Genomic DNA, 23,824 nt, shown 5'->3' on the forward strand with positions numbered 1-23,824 from the left:
TCGTAGCGTCGTGCTGTATTGAGGCTGCAAGCGACCTCGCTGGAAGTTTTTTGGCAGTCCGAACGACGGATAAGCCGATGACCACCGTTCAAGAAGGACGCCGGCCTCGTGATGGGGTCGGCGGCTTGAACACGAATGGCCTTCAGGCAAAAGGATATGCCCATGACCAGCAAGCTGCTCAGTGCGACCGCCGCTGCTCTTTTCGCCCTATCTTCCGCAACCATCGTCTTCGCTCAAACGACGACACCCGCAACGCCAGCTCCCGCCACGACCTCTTCCACCTCGACGCCGTCTTCGGCCATGCCGTCGAAGGATGAGATCAAGACGGCGCGGCAAGCCTGCCGGCAGGATGCAACGGGGCAGGGCCTCAAGGGCGACGCACGCAAGGACGCAGTCAAAAGCTGCCTGCAGCAGAAGTATCCGGTCCTGGCGAAACGCAAGACCTGTCATGACGAAGGCACCGCCAAAGGTCTGGAAAAGAAAGCATTGCGCGATTACGTCAAGCAGTGCATCACCGCGAGCTGAGCATCGGCCCGCGATCATGGATCCGAACCGGACCCATCACACAACGACAGTCCGCTCCACGGGGCGGACTACGTGCCTTGCACAATCGCCGTACGTCTTGCGCGGCCCCTTTTCCTCAAGCGCAAGCCTCCTTATCTCCTTGGCAAGGATATAAATTTCAGGGTGCGGCGTGCTTTTCCATCCAGACAGGCTTTCATTCGGCATAGTCCTGCCGGCGCAAACCAGAACTGCCGCCGACATAGAGTTCGATGCTCAGCTCGGCATTGCGGGCCAAGCCGATAAATTGGGCTTCGATGCGCTGTGGGTGAGGGATGTTCCCCTTAACAGCGACAGCTATCCTGATCCGATCGGACATGCCGATCCCTGGGTCTTCCTCGGAGCTCTAGCCGCTTCCACATCCAGGATCACCCTGGCGACGGGCGCAATCGTGCTGCCTTTGCGGCATCCGCTCCATATCGCCAAGGCAGTGCTGTCCATCGCCTCTCTGTCGAAAGGCCGGTTCGTCCTCGGTCTCGGCTCGGGAGACCGGCCGAGCGAATATGATGTTTTCGGAGAGGATATTGGAAACCGTAAAGCGCTCTTTCAATCGCATTGGGAGCGCCTCGCCGTTGCGCTTGGCCCGGATCAGAAGGTCGTCGATGAAGGCGGTCGCGTGCGGAAAGAGTTCGCCATAAGACCTGTGCTGCAACAACCGTCCATTCCCATGGTGGCTGTGGGTTCATCGTCGCAATCGCTCGAATGGATCGCCCGCCGCGCGTCAGCCTGGATGACCTACTACCGACCGCTATCCATTCAGAAAGACCGGTTGGCGCTTTGGCACAATGCCCGGGCTAAGATCACCGCCGATTTTCGCGGCTTTGGTCAGTCCATGGTCCTGGATCTGCTCGATAACCCTCAGGCCTCTTATGAGGAAATCAATCTCGGCGGCAGAACCGGCAGGCGAGGGTTGATCGAAGCCTTGTCGGCGATGCGTGAAGCGGGCATTCATCATGTCGCCTTCAATCTGATCGCGCAGGGACGGCCGCTAGGGGAAACCATGGAAGAGATCGCCGCGGATATTCTGCCGGCCATGCGATAGCTTCAACAAATTGCCCTCGGTGACAGCACCGCGGAAATCATATTCCGCGGAACCCTGGCTTTTGCAGCCTTTGCTACCTATCTTTCCGCTGCAACCAAAAAGGGCTGATTTTGCTTCTCGAAATTTCTATCGTCATTGTCCTCACCCTCCTGAACGGCGTGCTTGCCATGTCGGAATTGGCAATCGTCTCATCCCGTCCTGCCCGCCTGAAAGTGCTTTCCGACCAAGGCAGCAGAGGCGCGACTATGGCGATGAGGCTCGCGGAAGAACCGGGCCGCTTCCTTTCAACAGTGCAGATCGGCATCACGCTCGTCGGCGTCCTGTCCGGCGCGTTCTCAGGCGCCACACTCGGCGCTCGGCTGTCGGGCTGGCTTGCCGAGCAGGGTCTTTCTGTTGCAGCCGCCGACGCCATCGGCGTCGGTTCCGTCGTGGTCGCCATTACCTATCTGTCACTGATCATCGGTGAACTCGTGCCGAAGCAGGTCGCTCTGCGGGCGCCGGAAGCGGTCGCCAGCAAGGTTGCGCCGGCCATGGTGTTTCTTTCCCGGGCCGCAGCGCCGCTCGTCTGGTTGCTCGACATCTCAGGAAGGCTGGTTCTGAGTGCGCTCGGCCAATCCGGTAAGGCCGCGGATGGTGTCAGCGATGAGGAAATCAAGACGGTTCTGGCGGAAGCCCAAAGCGCCGGCGTCATTGCGACGGAAGAGCAGGCGATGATCTCGGGCGTCATGCGATTGGCCGACCGCACCGCAAGAGCATTGATGACACCGCGTCGCGACGTGGAGGTCATCGATATCGAGGACGGTTTCGACGAGGTCCGCGAACAGCTTCGCCGCACCGAAAAGGCACGGCTGCCGCTGCGCAAGGACAGCTCCGATGAAATCGTCGGCGTGCTGACAACCAGGGACTTCTTCGATGCCCTGGTTTCCGGCGGGCAAGCCGACATTCTCAAGCTTGCCAAACAGGTCCCGATCGTTTCGGACCTTTCCAGCGCCCTTGACGTGGTCAAGGCGCTGCGTCGCTCTTCCTCGCATATGGTGCTCGTCTACGACGAATACGGCCACTTCGAAGGTGTCATCACATCGGGCGATATCCTCGAAGCCATCCTCGGAGCCGTTCAGGAGGAAACCGATGTCGGCGGCGAGCAGGCTCTCGTCCGCCGTCACGATGGCAGCTATCTCGTATCCGGCTGGATGCCCATCGACGAGTTTGCCGATTTCATGAACCTGCAGATCGAGGATGATCGTGACTACCAAACAGTTGCAGGTTTCGTGCTGCAGGAGCTGCGCCATCTTCCGGATGTGGGCGAAAGCTTCTCGAAGGGCGGCTGGCGCTTCGAGGTCGTGGATCTTGACGGCCGCAGGATCGACAAGCTGCTGGTAAGCGCGGACGCCGCCGCTCGCGAAGCCGATCACTGAAACTCATCTGAAAGACGGCCCATCGTTTCGTAGCGGATATGCCGGCATCGGATCGGTTTCAAAATTGCCCGCACTCAAGTGTTGAAGCAGCCTTGGTTAGCAGTAACCGAGTATGGCAAGGATCGACTTGGGAGACGCTACCGTGAAGTGTGCGGTATCGCGGCAGTGACGGCAGAGCGCATGTGAATCCGTGCCATAGACTTGCTTTGCGAGCTTTCCGCTCTGCCGCTCCATGGCGTCGGTAACTTGGACCGCCGCTTCGGCATATGTCAAAGGATCCTTCTCCAGACGCTGGTCCTGCCAAGCCGTTTCAACGAGGTTCATATCGACTGCTTGCCTCGCACGGATATGGTCGTCAGCGCATTTGGGCGGGACTGTATCACCTCTGCTAAAGCCCATCATTTCCGAAGCAATGCGACAGGCAAGGTCCTCGACAGCGACCAGCTTGGTCGTCAGGTCGCCGATCAGCGCAGGTCTGGTCCGCGCTAGCGTATCACCGCACGCGGTAAACACGTCGACGCGCACACGCTGGTTTGGCTCCACAAGCTGGATGGCCAGCTTGCCTGTTGGACGATCTGGGTGCGCATGGCTAATCATGAATGCTGAGGCGAGGGTCGACGGCAATGCCTCGAACGCCGACACGACAATATCGATATCGTTGAAAGCGCGCCGACGGCCGAGGCCAGAGCCAAGACTTGGCTCCAATGCTATTCCTCCGGTGATGGCGTAATCCAGACCGCAGGTGTTCAATTTCTGGAGCACAGCAATGACCCGTTGGGCATCAGCCGCCTCCAAGAACTGATCAAGTTGCATTGTCATTTCCGAATCACTTCGCGGCGCAACACGCCATTCGCTGAGGGCGGAATGCGAGGCTCCCATATCTCGAAGCAAACGCAATGGGCAAAAGCTACGCTTTATCCCGAAGAACCGCAGTTTGATGAAATACCTTTCGCCCCAGCAGACAGGTCACATGGCTTATGTTCCATAATATAGATTATCTGATACTTGCATGTAGCCGGGCAGATTCCATTTTCAAATGCAACGAAGACAATAATGGCCATGATTTGAGGAGGATGGAATGGCCCGCTCTTTTGTGCAGTTGAGTATTCGTCGAGCGCAAGGTTCAGATCAAGGAGTCCGCCAGTCCGCACGTCGCGGCGGCCGCTATACTGCCTCAATGTCCATCCCGAGCAACGTCGTCTTTGGGGACCGTATCCACCAAGTTCTTTCGATGGAAGATGAAGAGCCCGGCAACGACGATAATCGCAGAACCGATAACAATCTGCGTGTCGGGAATATCGCCGAAGAAAACGAAGCCCAGCACGATTGCCCAGACCAGCAGGCTGTATTGGAGCGGAGCAAGCAGCGAAGCTGGAGCAAGCTTCAGGGATCGGGTTATCAGCATATGGGCGCTGCCGGCGACGATGCCGAGGGCAAGCATGGCGCCGAAATCGAGCGCGGATGCGGGACGCCAGTCGCCAATGCTGAGCACCAATCCCGCAATGAGCGCACCGACCGTCTGCCATGCGACGAGGGTCGCATCCCGCGTCTGCCGCAGCCGTCGCCCGAGCACGAGCGTCAAAGCGAATGCGAGGCTGCCGCCAAGGCCGAAAAGCGATGGCCAGGAAAACATTGCCGCAGAAGGTCGCAGCGCGATCAACACGCCGATAAAGCCGACGAAAACCGCCAGCCAGCGCCGCCAGCCGATCTTTTCATTGAGAAAGAAATGCGAGATCGCCGCCACATAAATGGGGCCAGCCATATAGAAGGTCATGACATCGGCCAGCGGCAGATAGGCGACAGCGGCGTAAAAGAGAGCAACATCGAGCGTTGTCATGCCGACACGCAGAAGCTGCAGCGGCGGCCGTTCGAGGCGAAAAAGCGCGTCGCTGCCCTGCCGCGCGATCATCGGCGCCAGAATAATGAACGAACCGAACGAGCGGATCACCAGAATCTGGCCGACGGAGAAGCTCGCAACCAGCCACTTGCCCATGGCATCGTTCAGCGAAAACAGGAAGTCGCCGAGAAGCATCATCAGCATGCCGGCAAGCACAAGATTGCCGCTTGTTACGGCTTTGCCCACGCGCATACTATTTTATCCTTGCGAATCCAGCGTTTCCACCACCTGCGCTTTAGCCGGTTTTGCCCCCTACCCGCAATGGCATTCATCGCCGACGGATCACCCCGCAAAATCCAGCACCTGAGCACTCATTGGGGCGCGCTCTTCCTGTAAAACTTGAGCGGATGTTTATAAATTCGGTTATATGATAACGTTTACGTGAACAGGTGAACCAAACTCGCCAGCGAGGACGGTCGATATGCCTATATGCTTTTATTCTTGCAGAATTACCTGCCGATATAGTCCGCTTGCCGGGTGAGAGAACATACATGATGCAGCCGCCCGATGGATCGTCAGAGCCTACGCACCGAGATCAAGACGTTGAGGATGGGCAGGTCCGCGAGCCGTTTGAATTGCTTCAGGCTCAATATCTGTCGCTCGCCGAGCGTTACGAATGGCTCGAGGCGATGATCAACTACGTGCCGGACTATATCTATGCCAAGGACAGGAACGGCCGGTTCCTTTTTGCCAACATGGCGATCGTCCTCAACAACGGCTTCACGCATGTCGACGAACTGATCGGCCTTACCGACGCCGAAATTCACCCGATGGCCGATGCCCACAAGATCGAAGAAGTCGAACAGCAGGTGATGGAGAGCGGCAAGGCCGATCTCGGCGTCGAAGAGCGGCGCCTCAAGGGCGAAGGCTGGCTCATGATGTCGCGGGTGCCGCTGCGCGATAGAAACGGCAATATCATCGGCGTCGTCGGAGCATCCCGCGATATTTCCGCCCGAAAACGGGCGGAAAAATTGATGAGCGCTCAGACGAAACTTCTGCAGGATGTGGCGCGCGGCGTTGATCTTGATGTGTTTCTCGATGATGCCCGGACCCTTCTTGAGGGCTTGCTGAATGGCAGACAGGTCCGTTTCGTTCTCGACGGCGAGCAGACCAAGCCTCTTGCCGGCGACACCCTGGAGTTTCCTATTTTCTCTCGGGATGGTGGCCGGCATGGAGCCCTGGTGACGGTGCAAACCGATGGCGACGAGGCTGGACTTATGGAATTCTTCGCCGGCATAGCGCAGACCGTTGGAATAGCCATCGATCGCCATCGGGACATCGCTCACATCGCCTATCTGGCCGAACATGATGCGCTCACCGGCCTGCCCAACCGCATGTTGCTCGACCGCAAGCTCAGCGCCCTGCTGGAAACGGCGTCACGAAAAAGAAAGTCTCTGGCCGTTGCCTTTGTCGACCTGGACAATTTCAAGCTGGTGAACGACACCCTCGGCCACGCCGCCGGCGACGAATTGCTGACGGTGGTTGCGCAGCGCATATCGACCCATGTCGGCGCCCGCGGCATCGTTTCTCGGATTGGTGGCGATGAATTCATCATCGTTCTCGAAGAGAACTCTGAACCGATATGCGAGAGGCTTGCGGCGGTTCTGGCAGACATATCCAAGCCGATGACCGTACAAGGGGTCGAAATCCGCGTGGGCTGCAGCATTGGCGTGGCTTGCGCCGTGGAGCATGGCAAGACGGCTTCGGAACTCTTCGCGAATGCCGATATGGCGCTTTATCGTGCCAAGGAAGCGGGGCGCAATGCCATTCGCCTGTTCACGCCAGCGATGGCGGAGGAGGCCTGCAACAAGCTGACCCGTATCGAAGAATTGCGGCGCGCCGTGGAGCGGGACGAATTCGTGCTCCACTATCAGCCGCAAAAGGAAGTACGCAGCGGCAAGATCATTGGCGTCGAGGCCCTCGTCCGGTGGCAGCACCCTGCCGAAGGCTTGCTGCTTCCAGGCGCCTTCATTCCGCTCGCCGAGGAGACGGGACTTATCGTCGCGCTCGGCGAAATCGTTCTGCGCAGAGCCTGTCAGCAAGCGCGGCTGTGGCAGGATCGCGGCCTGCCCGCATTGCGTATGGGCGTCAACGTGTCAGCCCGGCAATTCCTGGAAAGTTCGCTGACGAACCAGGTCGCATCGGCATTGCAATCAGCTGATCTCGACCCGCAATGGCTCGAGCTCGAACTGACGGAAAGCTTGATCATGCGTGACATCGAAGGCGCCATCGAGCGGATGGAAGAACTAAAGAAGCTGGGAGTCAGCCTCGCGATGGACGATTTCGGCACAGGATATTCAAGCCTGAGCACCCTCAGGCGCTTTCCACTTTCCCGCTTGAAGATCGATAGATCGTTCATCGCCGATATTCCGGAAAAGCCCGGCGATATGGCCATTACCTCCGCCATCGTATCGCTTGGCAGAACACTCGATCTGGAAGTCGTAGCGGAAGGCGTCGAGACCGAGGAGCAGGCCCGTTTTCTGGAAGGCGCCGGATGCGAACTGCTTCAGGGTTATCTGTTCGCCCGGCCCCTTCCCTCCTCCGAAATCGAAAGCCTGATTGCCGGAACCGCTGCGAAAGCAGTGTAGATATTCGCCCGAGAAGGGCTTGATGCTTGCCGCATGCGGACGCGTCTCAAGGAAATGTCACGATCTCTATCCAGTTCGCACCGGCATCGACCGGATATCGCCCCACCAGGCCGAGACCGCCATCGGCCTGGTCGATAGCATAGACCGACAGCCTGTCGGACTTCTCGCCGGATGCGACAAGAAACCGGCCCGATGGATCGATGCGGATACCGCGCGGCTGCTGCTCGGTCGGATAGTTTGTGATGTAGGTCAGTCTTCCATTGCCTGCGTCGACGCGGAAGAGGGCAATCCGGCTGGTGGTTCTCTCCGTCGTATAAAGAAATTTGCCGTTCGGTGTGATGCCGATATCTGCGGCCCATACCTTCGGCTTGCCGTTGTCGGCGAAAGCCACGGCCGGCGCAGGCGCACCGGATATCGCCGGACCAGGCGGCGCGATGCCCGGTGACAGTCCGGCAATCTCAGGAACGGAAGCAACACTTTCGATCTCGCTCAAGGTGCCGGTATCGGTATCGAGCGCATAGTGGATGACATGACCGGTCAGTTCGGTCAGGACGTACACCGCCGTGTTATCGGGGGAGATAGCGATGTGCCGCGGACCAAAGCCAGCGCCAGTCTCAACCTGCATCGGATCGTTCGGCTTCAGTATCCCGGTCTCGGCGTCGAGAGTGAATTGCTGCACAGCATCGGAGCCGAGATTGGTGACAAAGACATATTTGCCTGTCCGGTCACTGACGATCGAATGGGCATTGCGCCCGGTTGCGATCACTTGCTGTGCCTGCGCAGTGACCAGCCCGTTCTTGTCAATCAGCAGCACGGCGATTTTGCTGCCGCCATAGGAAGCAGCGAATAGAAGTCCACCTGTCGGATCGAGGGAGATGTAGGCCATGCTGTCGGGCAGAGCGGCGACGGCCTCCTGCCTTAGCCTGCCGCTTTCGGGGTCAATCGTCAGCGTCAGTACCCGGTAAGGCTGCTCGCGAATGACGGCATAGAGATGCCGCCGGTCCGGGCTGACGGCCATCGGCATGGCCATCGGGCCGACATCAATGCCGGATATTGGGGTGAGCGTGCCCGTCGCCCCATCCATCCTGTACGCATCGATCGTTCCGGCAACTGCCGCCGAGACATAGACGAATGTGCGAGACACACTGGAAGACGTCTGAACCACTAATCACCTCGCCCGAGCATCGAGCGTAACCGCCGATGATCGCTTAATATCATATGACATAATATGACCATGGCAATGCGTCGAGCATTATTGCGCCTGCAGTTCGGCCAAAAGGCGATAGCGCCGCTGGCTCGCCAGCATGTGTGCTCGCATCGCCTGACGCGCTCGCTCCGGGTCTTGATCGGCAATCGCCGTCAGGATTTCCGCATGCTCGGCATGGACCTTCTCCAAATAGGCACGATCATTCGCTTCAGGCAATGTCGGAAACTGTCCGCGCGGAATGGTTCGGGCGCCGAAATGCCGAAGCACATCGACATAGAAGCGGTTGTTCGTGGCAGCCGCTATCGCCATGTGGAATTCATAATCCGCTTCGACGGTCGATAGCCCCTGCTCCATCAGCAGTGCCATCTTGCGGTTGGCGGCTGCAATTGCTGCCTCCTGTTCGGCCGTTCTGCGATAGGCGGCGATTGCCGCCGCCTCGCCTTCCGCAGCCATGCGGAATTCCAGCAGTTCCAGCGTCTCGGGGATGCTTTTGACCTCGACAGGCGTCAGTAGCAGGCCGGATCGCGCCGACGTTTCGGAAACGAATACCCCCTTGCCCTGAACGGGCTTGACGAGGCCTGCGGCACGAAGATCGGCAATCGCCTCACGCACCACGGTACGGCTGACATCGAAGGCCGCTTCCAGCTGCGGTTCCGTCGGAAGCTGGTCGCCTGCCTGAAGCTTGCCGGACTCGATCTGCGTGCGCAATTCATCGATGACCCTTTGGGCCAGCCTTTGCCTTGCCCGGGCATTTGTCGTCATTCCCGATCCCCGATTCCGGCTGCTCATCCGCAGTCGCTTCATATAATCAGCGTTAGGTCATAATACGAATAGTCTTAACATGAGACGCATCGAATGCAATCGGGGCAGGCAGGCAACTAGATTTCCCAGTCGGAGGTATATGCTCTGGCTCTCAAGCCCGATGACAACTCCAGCTTGACCTCGATCGTTTTCTTCAGCCGCGCCGCAAGCGCATCGGAAAGGGTGGCGCCATCGATCCAATCCCTCTCCGTGGCATAGACGACATAGGGATTGATCACGCATTTGAAATCGAGCATCAGCGACATGGCGAGACTGCCATATGCCATATAGCTATGCGGGAGCCCACCGGAACAGACGAAGGTGACGATTTGGTCGAACCAGGCCGATTTTCGTCCACCCTCGCCCGTCGCACCGGTAAGCTCGATCAGGCTCTTGGCAGCGCTGCCGACCGACCAATTGTAAATGGGCACAGCAAGCAGCACACCATCTGCATCGCGAATTGCACGATACAGCCTGTCGTAGGAAGGATGCTGATAGCAGTTCAAGTTGTCGAATACGGGCAGCTCGAGATCCTGAAGATCGATAAATTCAACCTCGGCCCCTCTCTTCCGCAATAGATTTTCTGCCTCACGGCCCATGCGGCGGCTCCGGCTTTCTGGATCCATGCTGCAGGAGAGAATGGTGATTTTCGATGAAGGCATCTCTGTCTTGCTCCGTCGCCGGCGGCACCGGATGAAACCGCACTACACCTTAGGATTAGGCGGATTCTCCCCGTCCACAACGAACTTTTTCTGCGCAATCACGGCATTCCATCGATGCCATCTACGCCGCGTCCTGCCAAAACGGCATTCTCCAAGCCGGCTATTTGCCGCCTCCGCGCCGAATAAATTCCTTTTATCAGCAATAATTACAAATGCTTATCGATGCATCCTCAAACGAATTCTCTCCGTGATGGCAACGCGCCATGCCGCAATCACATGATTTCTACACAAGCATATTGACATTTGTCGAAAGCGCTTCGAATATTGTCAAATTGGTGCTGGGCAATGATCGGCGGTGTCGTCGGGAGTAGCTCCAGCATCCGGAGTGCGGAGGGGAAAGTGGAATTCCTGCTTGAAGTAGAGGGGCTGAAAAAGTCCTTTGGCGGCGTTGCTGCATTGCGCGACGGGCGCTTTCAGCTGCGCTCCGGTTCCGTTCATGCCTTGTGCGGTGGCAACGGTGCGGGCAAATCGACGTTCCTCAAGATCCTGATGGGCATTCACAAGCGCGATGCTGGCTCTATTCGTCGCCGCGGCAAGGATGTGGATTATGCAAGCCCCGCCGAGGCGCTCGCAGCCGGCATTGCCATCATCGAGCAGGAGCTCAGCCCCATCCCGCATATGACCGTGGCGGAAAACATCTATCTCGGTCGCGAGCCATCTGCCCGCTTCGGCGGCATCGATTTCAAGACGATGAACCGCAATGCGCAGGCGCTGCTTGACCGGCTGCAGTTCAACATCCGCGCCACGCAATTCATGATGAACCTTTCGGTCGCGCAGGTTCAGCTGGTCGAGATCGCCAAGGCGCTGAGCCACGATGCCGAAGTGATTTTCATGGACGAGCCCACCTCGGCGATCGGCGAGAAGGAAGCGCAGCAGCTGTTTGCGACCATCGAGCGACTGAAGGCGGAGGGCAAGGGCGTCGTCTATGTCTCGCATCGCCTGTCCGAAATCTTCCAGATCGCCGATTCCTACACGGCCTTTCGCGATGGATCCTATGTCGGCAGCGGCGCGCTTGCCGATATCGACCGGCCGGGCCTCATCCGCCTGATCGTCGGCCGCGAACTTGGCGAGGAATACATCAAGACCAATGTGCCGACGGCAACGCCGGGGCTGGAAGTCGCCGGCCTCACCGCGGAAGGCAAGGTCAGCGACATCTCGTTTACCGCTCGCAAGGGGGAGATTTTCGGCATTTATGGCCTTATGGGATCCGGCCGTACCGAGATCTTCAACTGCATCTTCGGCGTCGATGCCGTCAGCAGCGGCCAGATCAAGCTTGCTGGCGAGCCGATAACCGTGCGCAAACCGGCCGAAGCCATGCAGCATGGCATCGCCTTCGTCACCGAAGATCGCAAGCTGACCGGCCTCAACCTGATCGATAGCGTTCGCAACAACATCTGTCTTGCGAGCCTGCCCGAAATGAGCCCCAATTTTTCGATGGATCACCGGGCCGAGGCCAGCGCCAGCCGGGACATGATCCAGCGCTTCGGCATCAAGGCTGCACGCGACAGCATGCCGGTCTCCGGCCTTTCGGGCGGCAATCAGCAGAAGGTCGTTCTCGGCAAATGGTTCCTGCGCAGGCCGAAAGTGCTGCTGCTCGACGAGCCGACGCGCGGTGTCGATGTCGGCGCCAAGCGTGAGATCTATCGCATCATCTGCGATTTCGCCGCCGAAGGCGGTACGGTGATCATGATCTCATCCGAAATAGACGAGGTTCTCGGCATGTCGGACCGCATCCTGGTGATGCGCCAGGGGCGCTCCGCCGGAATTCTCAAGAGGGAGGAGGCCGACGCGCAATCGCTCGTGCATCTGTCGACCTGAATGCGGCAGACCACGAAGCGCAAAAGAACGCGTCCGGCAACAAGAGGTATTTGCAATGTCCGCCACTGACAACAATCCGTCCAATTCCTGGTTCGGCTCGGACCGGCGCCGATTGATCATTCAGGAATACGGGATCTTTCTCGCTTTCCTGCTGCTCGCTGCTGTCCTCTCATTCTCGAATGAGTATTTTCTGACGGCCGGCAATATTTCCAACGTGCTGCTGCAGACTTCGATCAACGGCGTGCTGGCGATCGGCATGACATTTGTCATCCTGACCCGCGGTATCGATCTCTCCGTCGGCTCCGTGGTTGCACTGACCGGCATCGTCAGCGCGAGCTTCGCAACGACGTCGGCGACGGCCGGCATCGTCGGCGCACCTTATCCGCCCTATGTCGCGCTCGCCGTCGGCCTGCTCGTCGGTGTCGCCTGCGGCGCCGTGGTCGGCATCATCGTCTCGCGCTTTGCCGTTCCCGCTTTCGTCGCGACGCTCGGCATGCTCTCTGCCGCGCGCGGCCTGACGCTGATCTATGGCGGCGGCAAGCCGGTTCCGGCTCTCACCCCTGATTTTCGCTGGATCGGTACCGGCAGCGTGCTCTCCGTCCCGATGCCGGTTATCCTGCTTGCCATTGTCTTCATCATCGCGTGGTGGGTCCTGAACCGTACCCGCTTCGGCCGCTATATCTATGCTGTCGGCGGCAATCCGCATGCCGCCGTTACCTCCGGTATCAACGTCAGCAAACTGCGCTTCCTCGTTTACGTCATTTCCGGCGGCCTCTCCGGTCTGGCAGGCATGATCCTTGCCGCCCGCACCGGCTCCGCCCTGCCACAGGCCGGCATCGCCTACGAGTTGGACGCGATTGCAGCCGTCGTCATTGGCGGCACTAGCCTTTCCGGCGGCGTCGGCCGCATCACGGGCACACTGATCGGCGCGCTGATCATCGGCGTTATGAACAACGGCCTCGATCTCATGGGCATCCAGTCCTACTACCAGCAGGTCCTCAAGGGCGCGCTCATCGTCGGCGCCGTGATGCTCGACCAAAAGAGAAACCTGGGCGGCTGAGCCCGAAGAACATTCCAGTGTTCGCACTCGGAAAACCAAACGGCGCGTCAGGGCGACGGCCGGACTTTCAACGGAGGAGACTTATAATGAAGAAATTATTGATTGCTCTTGTTGCAGCGACGGCAATTCTGGCGTCACCTGCCCTCGCCCAGGACAAGAAGCTGAAAATCGGCGCGGCGCCCTACGGCCTGAATGCCGAATTCATGCAGATCTGGTCGGCGGCGCTGAAGGAACACCCTGCCGTCAAGAATGGCGATGTCGATCTGACCATCTTCGACGGCCGCTATGACGCGCTCGTGCAGCAGGAGCAGGTCAACACGATGATCACGCAGAAGTTCGACGCGATCATCTTCGTGCCGATCGATATCGAAGCTGCAGCAACCGCCGTACAGGCCGCCCATGACGCCGGCATCCCCGTCGTCGGCTCGAACACCCGCGTCAATTCCGACCTGCTGACCGCCTACGTCGGTTCCGACGACACGATCTCCGGCTACATGGAAGCCAAGACCGTCCTCGACAAGATCGGCTGCAAGGGCAACGTCGTCATCCTCGAAGGCCCGATCGGTCAGTCCGCTCAGATCTCGCGCCTCGAAGGCAACAAGAAGGCGCTTGCCGAGTGCCCGAATGTGAAGGTGCTGGAAGACCAGACCGCTAACTGGTCGCGTGCCGAAGCTCAGACCCTGATGGAAAACTGGCTGACGTCTCATCCCGGCCAGATCAACGGCGTCATCGGCCAGAACGACGAGATGGCGCTCGGCGCGATCGAGGCGATCAAGGCTGCCAAACTTAACGTCAAGGACTTCGCCATTGCCGGCATTGACGGCATCACCGATGCGCTCCATGCCGTCAAGGCCGGGACGATGACCTCGATCCTGCAGGACGCCAGCGCGCAGGCCCAGGGCGCCCTCGATCTCGCAATCTTTGCCGCCAAGAAGGGCAACTACAAACCGGAATCCAAGATCTGGGAACAGTATCCGGCCATGCCGTTCAACGATGGCAAGGACAAGAACTACAATGTTCCGTGGACCCCGGTAACGGCTGAGAACGTCGACAAGCTGCTCGAAACCCGCAAGTAAGACCAATGTGGCGGGGCGAACCGTCGCCTCGCCGCACCCCGAAAACAGAGGCTTGAAAAAGATGACCGAGACATCCCCAGACATTGATTTGAACTTCCCGCTTTCAGGCAAGACGGCGCTTGTCACAGGCGGTGGCTCCGGCATCGGGGCTGCGGTCGCTGCTGCATTCGCCGCCAAGGGCGCGAAAGTCGCGGTTCTCGATATCAATGTCGACATGGCGAAGGCAAAGGCATCGGAAATCGGCGGCGGCGCTGAAGCATTCGTCTGTGACGTGTCCGATCCGGCCTCGGTCAACAAGGCCATCAGCGATGTCGTATCGCATTTCGGCAGCATCGATATCGCCGTCAACAGTGCCGGCGTCGTCTTCCTTGCTCCCGCCGAGGATCTGCCGCTCGATTATTGGGACAAGACGATCAACATCAATCTCAAGGGCACCTTCCTGGTCACACAGGCTGTCGGTCGCGCGATGATCGCCGCCGGCAAGGGCGGCAAGATCGTCAACCTCGCCTCGCAGGCCGGCACGGTCGCCATTGAAGAGCATGTCGCATACTGCGCCTCCAAGTTCGGCGTGATCGGCATGTCCAAGACCTTTGCCGCCGAATGGGGCAAACACGGCATCAACGTCAACACCATCTCGCCCACCATCGTGCTGACCGAGCTCGGCAAGAAGGCCTGGGCCGGCGAGAAAGGCGAGGCCGCCAAGAAGCGCATCCCGACGGGTCGTTTCGCCTTCCCGCAGGAGATTGCAGCCGCGGCTGTTTTCCTCTCCTCGTCCGGCGCGGACATGATCAACGGCGCCGATCTGCTGATCGACGGCGGCTACACCATTCTTTGAGCGCAAGCGCTCGACAATTTCGACAGGAGAGACCATGCAGCGGTTCATCAACAATCCCGATGAAGTCGTTGAAGATACTGTAAAAGGCTTCATCAAGGCGCATTCGGACATCGTCCGTCTGGCAGACAATCCGCGCGTCGTCGTCGCCAAGGATGCCCCGCATGCCGGAAAGGTCGGCGTGGTCACCGGCGGTGGCTCCGGCCATGAGCCGGCCTTCATCGGCTATACCGGCAAGAACATGCTGGATGCGGTCGCAGTCGGCGAGCTCTTTTCGTCGCCGACTGCCAAGAGCTTCCACGACGCCATCCGCGAGGCCGATGGCGGCCGTGGTGTTATCTGCCTCTACGGCAACTATGCCGGCGACAACATGAACGTGAAGATGGCAACGAAGCTTGCCGCCAAGGACGGCATCGAAGTCGCGACCGTCGTCGCCAACGACGATGTCTGCTCGGCACCACCGGAGGAGCGCGAGAAGCGCCGTGGTGTGGCCGGCGAAATCTTCATGTGGAAGATCGGTGGTGCCAAGGCTTCCAAGGGTGCAAGCCTTGAGGAAGTCCGTATGACCGCGCAAAGGGCGATCGACAATTGCCGCTCCGTCGGTATCGGTCTCGGTCCCTGCACCCTGCCCGCCGTCGGTCACCCGAATTTCCGGATCGAGCCCGGCACGATGGAAGTCGGCATTGGCCATCACGGCGAACCCGGCGTTCGCGTCGAGCCGCTGAAGACGGCAGCAGAGATAGCCGAGGATATGTGCCAGATCGTGCTCGACGATCATAATCTGGCGGCTGGAACGGAGGTGGCCGTCCTCGTGTCAGGCCTCGGTGCGACACCGGTCAACGAGCTCTACATCCTCAACGACACGATCGAGACGAAGATCTCCGAACGGGGATTGAAGATCTACAAGACCTATATCGGCAACTACTTCACGTCGCTCGAAATGGTCGGCGCGACGCTGACCGTGATGGCACTCGACGAGGAGCTGAAAGAGCTTCTGGACGTCGAGGTCGAGTGCACGACGCTACTCTGAGGGGGACATACGCATGCAGACATTCAACAATGCAACATCGGGCGATATCGTCTTGGCGCTGGCTGACCGCGTCGTCGAGAACCGCGCCTATCTCAGCGAGATCGACGGCAAGATCGGCGACGGCGACCATGGCGTCAACATGGCCAAGGGCTTCGGCATGGCCGCGGAACGCCTGAAGGGCAAGAGCCAGTCGCTGTCAGCCTCGCTCGATACGCTGGGCACGGTGCTGATGACCGAGATCGGCGGCTCCATGGGCCCGCTCTACGGCGTCATGTTCACCGAGATTGCCGAAAAGCTCGACGGGATCGATGCGATCGATAGCGCAGCCTATGGCAAAGCACTGCATGCCGGGCTCGAAGGTATCCAGTCGATCGGCTCGGCCAAGGTCGGCGACAAGACGCTTCTGGACACGCTGGTTCCGGCGATCGAGGCCTTCGATGCTGCGAACGTAGCTGGCAAGTCCTTTGCCGAGGCGCTCGAGGCATTGGTCGCCGCCGCCGAGGCTGGCCGAGATTCGACGCTCAATCTTGTGGCCAAGATCGGCCGCGCTAGCCGGCTGGGCGAGCGCTCGCTCGGCGTTCTCGACGCTGGTGCGACCTCCTGCGCCATCATCCTGAAGGAACTTTCCCTCGGCGCTCGCGCACGACTGCAATAACAGGGCTCTCCCAAGGCTGCGCGATCCCGTGCTCCACCACGGGGTCGCACGCCGCCCCTCCTCAAGAAGAAGCATTTGCAAACATGCGTCATTGCTTTCATCTTCAGGCGAAAACGGGAAACAGTGAATCATCATGACAGGCAAGGCATCTTCGGTCGGCAAGAATAGTGCAAGCAAGGCGGGCGTGCCGGATGCGACCGATAGCATGCCCTTGCGCTATGGTGACGACCCCTATGTCTGGGCCTGCTGGCTCTATTATGAAGATGGCAAGACCCAAGGCGACATCGCCGAGATCATGGGCATTTCGCGGGCGACCGTGAATAGCTATCTCGCCGATGCCCGCAGCCGCGGCATCGTCAATATCTCGCTCGAGCCATCCCGCCTGAGCTCGCTCTCAATCGCACAGGAACTCAAGCGCCATTTCGGCCTGCACGACTGTCTCGTGGTGCCCAGCGACGATGGTTCGCGGCCGCTGATCGACCGCCTTGGGACCGCTGGCGCGCAGGCCATCGCCCGCTTGCTGAAATCCGGCGACACGCTTGCCGTCGCCTGGGGCCGAACGGTTCTCGCGGTCGCGGAGCAGGCCAATGTGCCGAACCTGCAGGATGTTACCATCGTCCAGGCAACCGGTGGCACCCGTGCACTCTTTGCCTACACGCCGGAACTCTGTGCCAGTGCCTTTGCCGATGTGACAGGCGGCAGGTTGATCAACATCACGGCCCCTGCGATCGTTTCGGCGCCTGAGGTTCGGGAGATCTTGTTGCGCGAACCATTGGTCGAGGATCAGTTTGCCACGCTTTCTAAAGCCAACAAGGCCATCTTCGGCGTGGCGTCGCTGCGACCGAACTCGACGGTTCACAGCAGCGGTTTCTTCGAGTCCGTCTCCCTCCAGGATTATCTGGCCAAGAATGCCGTCGGTGTTCTTGCCGGCCGTTTCATCGACGCCAAGGGGCTGCCGGTTGCAGGGCCGCTCGACGAGCGCACCATCGGCATATCCCTCGACATGCTGAAATCCATCGGGCTACGCATCGCCGTCGCCGGCGGCTTCGACAAGGTGCCCGCAATTCTCGCCGCCCTGCGCGGCGGCTATATCAACGTGCTGATTACCGATGCAGCCACCGGGCGCGGCATTCTGAATGCCGATGGCGTCACCGAATTCGATCAGAAAGCCCAGCAGCGTCCGAGAACGGACAACAGCATTGCCCTGCCCAGCAGCTATCGAACGCATATCAAGAAATTCCTCAACAATCCCGACGATGTCGTCGACGAGATGCTCGAAGGCATCGTCAAGGCACATGCCTCGCATATCGTGCCGATCAAGGGATCGAACCGCGCGCTGATGGCGCGAACCGGCCCGAGGCCGGGCAAGGTCGGCCTGGTGATCGGCGGCGGCACCGGCCACGAGCCTTGCTTTCTTGGCTATGTCGGCAAGGGGCTTGCCGATGCCGTCGCCATCGGCAACATCTTTTCCTCGCCTCCGCCAACCCCGATCCTCGAATGCGCCAAGGCCTCCTCCGGCGGCGAAGGCGTGCTCTTTGTCTATGGCAATTATGCCGGCGACGTCATGAACTTCGAGATGGCCGCCGAAATGGCGCAGGAGCACCAGATCGACGTTCGCACGGTGCTGACCACAGACGATATCTCCTCCTCTCCGATCGAGGATCGCGAGGGACGACGCGGCGTTGCCGGCAATTTCTTCATCTTCAAGATCGCAGGCGCTGCCTGCGACAAGGGCCTGTCACTCGATGCTTGCGAATCAGTGACACGCAAGGCCAATGACCGGACGTTCACCATGGGCGTTGCGCTCGAGCCCTGTTCCCTGCCGCAAACCCGACGCCATAACTTCGAAATCGGGCCTGACGATATCGAATTCGGCATGGGCATTCACGGCGAACGCGGCGTGACCCGCGAGAAGATGATGAGCGCCGACGAGATCACCGACCGGGTGATGGACCGGATATTCTCCGAAATGAAGCCGGTTGCAGGCGATCGGGTGGCCGTGCTCATCAACTCCTTCGGCGCGACGCCGCTGATGGAACTCTACATCCTGTTCCGCCGCGTCGAACAGAGGCTGAGCGCCAAGGACATCAAGATCGAGGCAAACTGGGTGGGACATTATTGCACGTCGCTGGACATGGTCGGTGCATCCATATCCATCCTGCATCTCGATCAGGAATTGACCGAAATGCTGAACCATCCGTGCGACACCTTCGCGCTGAAGGTCGGATAAAGCTATAAAAATGTGCCCGGCGACAACAGACATGGCCGGGATCGGGAGGAAGACGATGCCGGAAAAAGCCGCCCGCTGCCTGGGCACCATGTTTCAGCGCATATCGATCGCGATCAATGCCGAAAAAGACCGCCTCTCCGAGTTGGATGGCGCAATCGGCGACGCCGATCACGGCATCACCATGTCTCTCGGCTTCATGGCCGTGAATGCGGAGCTCGCAAAGCTCGATCTTGCGCAAGCATCGCCCTCGGAGATCTTCTCCACCGCAGCCTCCGCCTTCCTGGATGCCGTCGGCGCCTCGACCGGCCCGCTCTATGCCACCGCCTTCCGGCGGGCCTCGCAAGCGCTGAAGGCGGATGAATCCCTCTCTCCGGCCTGCCAGGCCATGATCATCGACGAGATGCGGGCCGGCATCCAGCAGCGTGGCAAGGGCCAGCGCGGCGACAAGACCATGCTCGACGCATGGATCCCCGCCGCCGAAGCCGCCATCGATGCAAAGGCAGCTTCACGCGATGTTGCCGCCATGTGGAGCGCCGTAATCGACGCTGCCGAAGCTGGAGCGAATTCCACAAGCTCCATGGTGGCCGCCCGCGGCCGCGCGGCGCGGCTGGGGGAAAGGTCGCTCGGGCATATCGACCCGGGGGCGGCTTCGGCGGTGATTATTCTGCGGGCGATGCGGGATACGTTTGTGGAGGATAAGGCCGGCGGTTAAGCGATTAGGAGCCTACTAACATGTGATGTTGCTAAATTGTTCTCACCAATGCCCGCTCGATATTGGTTAGCCAGCTCTCGTCGTTCCGATTTTCAAGCTTGTCGATGCAATAACTACATGTCCGGATGCTCAATCCGCTCCATTCGTTGTAACGCAGTCGGCGAATAGATCCGCTCCGGCAAAGCAACTTCCTCGCGCAAGCAGATCGCAGCACTATTCATTCCCGCGCCGCGGTTGCCTGACGGTCTCGGACGGCATCTCGCCGAAGGATTGATAGTAAAGTGCAGCGAAGCGGCCCATATGAGAAAATCCCCAATCGCGCGCAATGTCGGCAACCAACCGTGAATGGCCCGAATCCATAAGGGTTTTGCGCGCACCCTGCAGTCGTATGTTCCGCAAGTAGCCAAGAGGCGTTGTGTTCTTGAACTGCTGAAACGCCGCCTGCAAGGACCGCACGCTCGTTCCGGCTTCCCGGGCAATATCGGCCATCCTGATGTCTGCACCGGCATTGGCGTGCATATATTCCATCGCGCGTTTCAACTGCCTCGGGATGGCCGGTGACGCCGGTCGCAGCAATTGCACCGAGTAGTTGTGCGGGACGGTTTCAAGCAAAGCGATCATCATCGCCTGCAGGAGCCTTTCGATGAATGCGGCCGAAGATCGTTCTGCGCCGCCTGTCGCGAGATCCTGCCACAGGAGATTTGCAAGCGTTGCGACCTGCATGCCTCGCCCCGACATCAGATCGACCGGACCGGTAAATTTCAGATCATCTCGAACCGGTGCGTCCAGCAACTCGCTCAGCTGCCGGACCATAGCCGGCTTCTCGAACGCCATACCCATATGACCGCGCTGTTCGAACAATGTCAGATGTTCAAAACATGACATATCGGCCAGCAGACCCCTGCCCGGCAGCGACTCCAGCTGCCGCCCTTCCGTCTCGATCAGCATCCTGCCAGCGGTCGGCAGATAAAGGCCGTAGGCATCGGGACCGCCGGACAATTTGACGCTCATGCCGGAATGACATTTGCCGCGCCAGATGCTGCAGGAACCGATCGTGTAGTGACGATCCACCACCGAAATCGTGCCGCGGCCATTGAGAGGCTCGACAATGGCGGGAAACAGGGTTCTCGCATAATGCGCCGTCATCTCCTCGGCATCGGCCTTATCGACTTTGAACACCGAGAGCGTCGCGTAGGTCAAATAATCCTCTCTTGTGCCGCATCGGCGGATTATCTTTCAGGCTTCAATTATATCCCTGAAAGTAAATCCTCACTCACATCTCCATTTGAGATAAATCTAGATGATAAACAAAATCAATTCGATAAACAATAAATATTACAATTGCAACCATATGGATATATCAGCATCTCCTCACTGCATGCATTTTGATTATACTTATATTATTTCATAATATGATCCGACCTTCAGGAATATATTTTATACCTAAACCAAAACCTCGGCTAATACGCCGACTTCCGTGTGCGCCGACGCTAAGTGCCTGAGTATTCCTCGGATGCCTTTGAGCCACTTGACGGAATGTTATCGATAACATAGCCTCCTCCCATCGAAGCTTTGGGAGGAGCAGGATGGACAACGGAAAGCTGCTCGAATTTTCCGATATCACCAAGGAATTTGGCGGAACGCGCGCGCTGTCGAACGTATCTCTCGACCTGCAGCGGGGCGAAATTCTCGCGCTTCTCGGAGAGAATGGCGCGGGCAAATCGACGCTCATCAAGACCTTGGCAGGCATCTACAAGCCGGATGGCGGGCAGATCCTGTTTGGCGGCAAGCCCTATCATCATCGCCCGCCGCAACCCAATCAGCGCCAGCCGGTCGCCTTTATCCATCAAGATCTCGGACTGATCGAATGGATGACGGTGGGCGAGAATGTCGGGCTCGCCCAGGGCTATTCCCTGCGCGGACGGCTGATTGATTGGCGGGCGACGGAGCGGCGCACCGCGGAAGCGCTAAAACTCGTCGGCTGCGATTTCGATCCGTCGACCCGCGTTCAGGAGCTGACCCGTACGGAAAAGTCGCTCGTGGCAATCGCCCGCGCACTCGCTGTCGAAGCCGACGTGCTTGTGCTTGACGAGCCCACAGCCAGCCTGCCCGCCGATGAGGTCGAAAAGCTCTTTGCTGCCATCCGCCCGCTGAAAGAGCGCGGCGTGGCCATGATCTACGTCTCGCACCGGCTCGACGAAATCTTCCGTATCGCCGACCGCGTCGCCGTGCTGCGCGATGGTCAGCTGGTGGGCCAAAAGCCAGTCTCCGAGACGACGCCGGATGAGCTCATCCGCATGATCGTCGGGCGCAAGGCGGACCAGCTCTTCGTTAAGGCGGAAAGAAGCGCCGGGCCTGCCATCGTTTCCGTAAAAGAGCTCACCTGCCGCGGCGCAGGACCTGTGTCCTTCGATATCCGACAGGGCGAATTGCTCGGTCTCGTCGGCCTGCGCGGCGCCGGTCAGGAATTGATCGGACGGGCGCTGTTCGGTTGCGAGCCATCGCAGGGCAGCGTTCGCTTGAATGGGGCCGCACCCGACCTTTCCAGCACCGTCGCCGCGATGGCTTCGGGCATCGGCCTGATCGCCAGGGATCGGACGGAAGAATCCGTCGCCATGTCGCTCAGCCTGCGTGAAAATACCTTCCTCAATCCCGGCGCCTCCGGACGAAGCCTGTTTTCGTTCCTGTCTCCACGCCGCGAAGCAGAAGCTGCCTATTCACTTGGAAGCCGTGTCGGCCTTAGGCCTAACGATCAGAGCCTTGCCATCGAAGCCCTATCCGGCGGCAATCAGCAGAAGGTCGTCGTGGGACGATGGCTGGCGACGGGACGCAAATTGCTGATCGCCGAGGATCCGACCGCCGGCGTCGATGTCGGCGCCAAGGCAGACATCTATCGGCTGATTGCCGAGGCGGTCGAGGCTGGCCTTGCCGTTCTCGTCGTCTCCACCGATTTCGAGGAAATCGCTCACATCTGCCATCGTGCCCTGGTGTTTTCGCGCGGGAGGATCGTGCGCGAACTCAGCGATGCCGACCTTACAACACCGGCGGTCATCGCTGCCGCGTCTGCATCCGAAGCGGCCTGAACCGGAGGAGAACACCATGCAATCGATCGAATCCAACGCGCTTGAGCCGACCCGCGCCGAGCTCTCAGCCATGAGCCTCGGCCAGAAGATCCAGCGCTTGCTGCCCGTCTATGGCCTCGTCATCCTGACGGTCTTCCTGATCCTGCTTTTCTCGATTCTGCTACCGCAGACATTCCCGACGATGCTCAATCTGCGTTCGATCATTTCGGACAAAACGATCATCGCCATCCTGTCGCTGGCCGCGATGATCCCGATGGCGGCGGGGCGCATCGATCTGACCATCGGCTACGGCATCGTGCTCTGGCATGTGCTGGCGATCAGCCTTCAGACGATGTTCGGCCTGCCCTGGCCGGTTGCGGTCCTGATCGTCATCGCGCTTGGCGCACTGACCGGCTTTCTGAACGGCCTGCTGGTGGAGATTGCCAAGATCGATAGCTTCATCGCAACGCTCGGCACGGGCACTGTTCTTTATGCAATCGCACTCTGGCATACCGGCGGCCGGCAGGTCGTGGGCATGCTGCCGCAAGGATTTTATGCGCTGAACGGCACGATGGTCTTCGGCCTGCCGATCACCGGCATCTATGTCCTGGCGCTTGCCTTCGTCATGTGGATCGTCCTCGAATATCTGCCGATCGGCCGCTATATCTACGCGATCGGCGCCAATCCAAAGGCTGCCGCGCTCAACGGCATTCCCGTCCGCCGCTTCGTCATCGGCGCCTTCGTTACCTCGGGAACACTTGCCGCCATTGCCGGCGTCCTCCTTGCCTCCAAGCTGCGCATTGGCCAGGCAAGCGTCGGGCTCGAATATCTTCTGCCTGCATTGGTCGGCGCATTCCTCGGATCGACCACCATCAAGCCCGGTCGCGTCAACGTCTGGGGCACGATGATCGGCGTCATCATTCTGGCAGTTGGTATTGCCGGCATCCAGCAGTTCGGCGGCTCCTTCTATGTCGAGCCTCTATTCAATGGCGTCACCCTGCTCGTCGCGATCGGTATTGCCGGTTACGCCCAGCGCCGCCGCAGCCATGCAGGACGCATGGCCCCCGCCCAGGCGCCGCAACTTTCCGCCAAGCCGGCGGAGAAATGAAGATCATC

20 protein-coding genes are annotated in these 23,824 nt (G+C 59.4%); 14 read left to right on the forward strand and 6 right to left on the reverse strand.

The annotated features are described in order from the left end of the window. Positions 1–162: 162 nt before the first annotated feature. The 3 genes from AC13QY_RS27765 to AC13QY_RS27775 all read left to right on the forward strand — a co-directional run bounded on the left by AC13QY_RS27765 (position 163) and on the right by AC13QY_RS27775 (position 3,018). Positions 163–525 carry a PsiF family protein gene (locus AC13QY_RS27765; protein WP_113352487.1) on the forward strand — a complete coding sequence of 121 codons (363 nt, stop codon included), beginning with the start codon at positions 163–165 and terminating at the stop codon, positions 523–525. Positions 526–694: 169 nt separating this feature from the next. Further along, entirely contained in the window at positions 695–1,603 is a 909-nt protein-coding gene (locus AC13QY_RS27770) for a TIGR03571 family LLM class oxidoreductase (RefSeq protein WP_113352397.1), read from the forward strand. A 110-nt stretch (positions 1,604–1,713) separates the two neighbouring features. Beyond that, a complete protein-coding gene (locus AC13QY_RS27775) occupies positions 1,714–3,018 on the forward strand; it encodes a hemolysin family protein (RefSeq protein WP_113352398.1) in 1,305 nt (434 codons plus the stop codon). A 96-nt stretch (positions 3,019–3,114) separates the two neighbouring features. Here the strand turns inward: AC13QY_RS27775 and AC13QY_RS27780 are convergent, their stop codons facing one another. Together AC13QY_RS27780 and AC13QY_RS27785 are read right to left on the reverse strand one after the other, a co-directional pair. Continuing rightward, positions 3,115–3,831: a hypothetical protein gene (locus tag AC13QY_RS27780; protein ID WP_113352399.1), complete on the reverse strand. Its 717-nt coding sequence runs from the start codon at positions 3,829–3,831 to the stop codon at positions 3,115–3,117. A gap of 361 nt (positions 3,832–4,192) precedes the next feature. Next, positions 4,193–5,107 (reverse strand): DMT family transporter, encoded by a 915-nt coding sequence (locus tag AC13QY_RS27785; RefSeq protein ID WP_113352400.1) that lies wholly within the window; start codon positions 5,105–5,107, stop codon positions 4,193–4,195. A 299-nt stretch (positions 5,108–5,406) separates the two neighbouring features. Here AC13QY_RS27785 and AC13QY_RS27790 point away from each other — a divergent pair, with 299 nt between their 5' ends. Then, positions 5,407–7,503, forward strand: coding sequence for a putative bifunctional diguanylate cyclase/phosphodiesterase (locus AC13QY_RS27790; protein ID WP_488494341.1), 2,097 nt, complete (start codon positions 5,407–5,409; stop codon positions 7,501–7,503). A gap of 46 nt (positions 7,504–7,549) precedes the next feature. Here AC13QY_RS27790 and AC13QY_RS27795 read toward each other — a convergent pair whose 3' ends face one another. The 3 genes from AC13QY_RS27795 to AC13QY_RS27805 form a co-directional block, all read right to left on the reverse strand. Then, positions 7,550–8,647, reverse strand: a complete 1,098-nt coding sequence (locus AC13QY_RS27795) for a lactonase family protein (RefSeq protein ID WP_488494342.1) — start codon at positions 8,645–8,647, stop codon at positions 7,550–7,552. 108 nt (positions 8,648–8,755) lie between these two features. Next, the gene (locus tag AC13QY_RS27800) at positions 8,756–9,472 is read right to left on the reverse strand and encodes a FadR/GntR family transcriptional regulator (RefSeq protein ID WP_145323736.1); all 717 of its coding nucleotides are present in this window, start codon (positions 9,470–9,472) and stop codon (positions 8,756–8,758) included. A 116-nt stretch (positions 9,473–9,588) separates the two neighbouring features. Continuing rightward, positions 9,589–10,173 (reverse strand): NADPH-dependent FMN reductase, encoded by a 585-nt coding sequence (locus AC13QY_RS27805; RefSeq protein WP_488494343.1) that lies wholly within the window; start codon positions 10,171–10,173, stop codon positions 9,589–9,591. 399 nt (positions 10,174–10,572) lie between these two features. Here AC13QY_RS27805 and AC13QY_RS27810 point away from each other — a divergent pair, with 399 nt between their 5' ends. The 8 genes from AC13QY_RS27810 to dhaL (AC13QY_RS27845) all read left to right on the forward strand — a co-directional run bounded on the left by AC13QY_RS27810 (position 10,573) and on the right by dhaL (AC13QY_RS27845) (position 19,646). After that, on the forward strand, positions 10,573–12,051 hold the full coding sequence (locus AC13QY_RS27810; protein ID WP_488494344.1) for a sugar ABC transporter ATP-binding protein: 1,479 nt from the start codon (positions 10,573–10,575) through the stop codon (positions 12,049–12,051). Between the two features lie 55 nt (positions 12,052–12,106). Further along, complete coding sequence (locus tag AC13QY_RS27815; RefSeq protein ID WP_488494345.1) at positions 12,107–13,111, forward strand: ABC transporter permease; 1,005 nt, start codon at positions 12,107–12,109, stop codon at positions 13,109–13,111. Between the two features lie 86 nt (positions 13,112–13,197). Further along, positions 13,198–14,187, forward strand: coding sequence for a substrate-binding domain-containing protein (locus AC13QY_RS27820; RefSeq protein WP_113332773.1), 990 nt, complete (start codon positions 13,198–13,200; stop codon positions 14,185–14,187). Between the two features lie 61 nt (positions 14,188–14,248). After that, positions 14,249–15,022 (forward strand): SDR family oxidoreductase, encoded by a 774-nt coding sequence (locus AC13QY_RS27825; protein WP_488494346.1) that lies wholly within the window; start codon positions 14,249–14,251, stop codon positions 15,020–15,022. 34 nt (positions 15,023–15,056) lie between these two features. Further along, entirely contained in the window at positions 15,057–16,049 is a 993-nt protein-coding gene (locus tag AC13QY_RS27830) for a dihydroxyacetone kinase subunit DhaK (protein ID WP_488494347.1), read from the forward strand. A gap of 13 nt (positions 16,050–16,062) precedes the next feature. Continuing rightward, the gene (gene dhaL / locus AC13QY_RS27835) at positions 16,063–16,704 is read left to right on the forward strand and encodes a dihydroxyacetone kinase subunit DhaL (RefSeq protein WP_488494348.1); all 642 of its coding nucleotides are present in this window, start codon (positions 16,063–16,065) and stop codon (positions 16,702–16,704) included. 133 nt (positions 16,705–16,837) lie between these two features. Next, a complete protein-coding gene (locus tag AC13QY_RS27840; protein WP_113352408.1) occupies positions 16,838–18,934 on the forward strand; it encodes a bifunctional sugar-binding transcriptional regulator/dihydroxyacetone kinase subunit DhaK in 2,097 nt (698 codons plus the stop codon). A gap of 55 nt (positions 18,935–18,989) precedes the next feature. Then, a complete protein-coding gene (dhaL, locus tag AC13QY_RS27845) occupies positions 18,990–19,646 on the forward strand; it encodes a dihydroxyacetone kinase subunit DhaL (protein WP_113352409.1) in 657 nt (218 codons plus the stop codon). A 213-nt stretch (positions 19,647–19,859) separates the two neighbouring features. Here the strand turns inward: dhaL (AC13QY_RS27845) and AC13QY_RS27850 are convergent, their stop codons facing one another. Then, positions 19,860–20,846, reverse strand: a complete 987-nt coding sequence (locus AC13QY_RS27850) for an AraC family transcriptional regulator (protein ID WP_162749434.1) — start codon at positions 20,844–20,846, stop codon at positions 19,860–19,862. Positions 20,847–21,232: 386 nt separating this feature from the next. Between AC13QY_RS27850 and AC13QY_RS27855 the strand changes: the two genes are divergently transcribed. Then, positions 21,233–22,729 (forward strand): sugar ABC transporter ATP-binding protein, encoded by a 1,497-nt coding sequence (locus tag AC13QY_RS27855; protein ID WP_113352410.1) that lies wholly within the window; start codon positions 21,233–21,235, stop codon positions 22,727–22,729. Between the two features lie 16 nt (positions 22,730–22,745). Further along, positions 22,746–23,816, forward strand: coding sequence for an ABC transporter permease (locus tag AC13QY_RS27860; RefSeq protein WP_069615586.1), 1,071 nt, complete (start codon positions 22,746–22,748; stop codon positions 23,814–23,816). The last annotated feature ends 8 nt before the right edge of the window (positions 23,817–23,824 follow it).

This window comes from Martinezella sp. CNPSo 3795 (genome assembly GCF_057784475.1).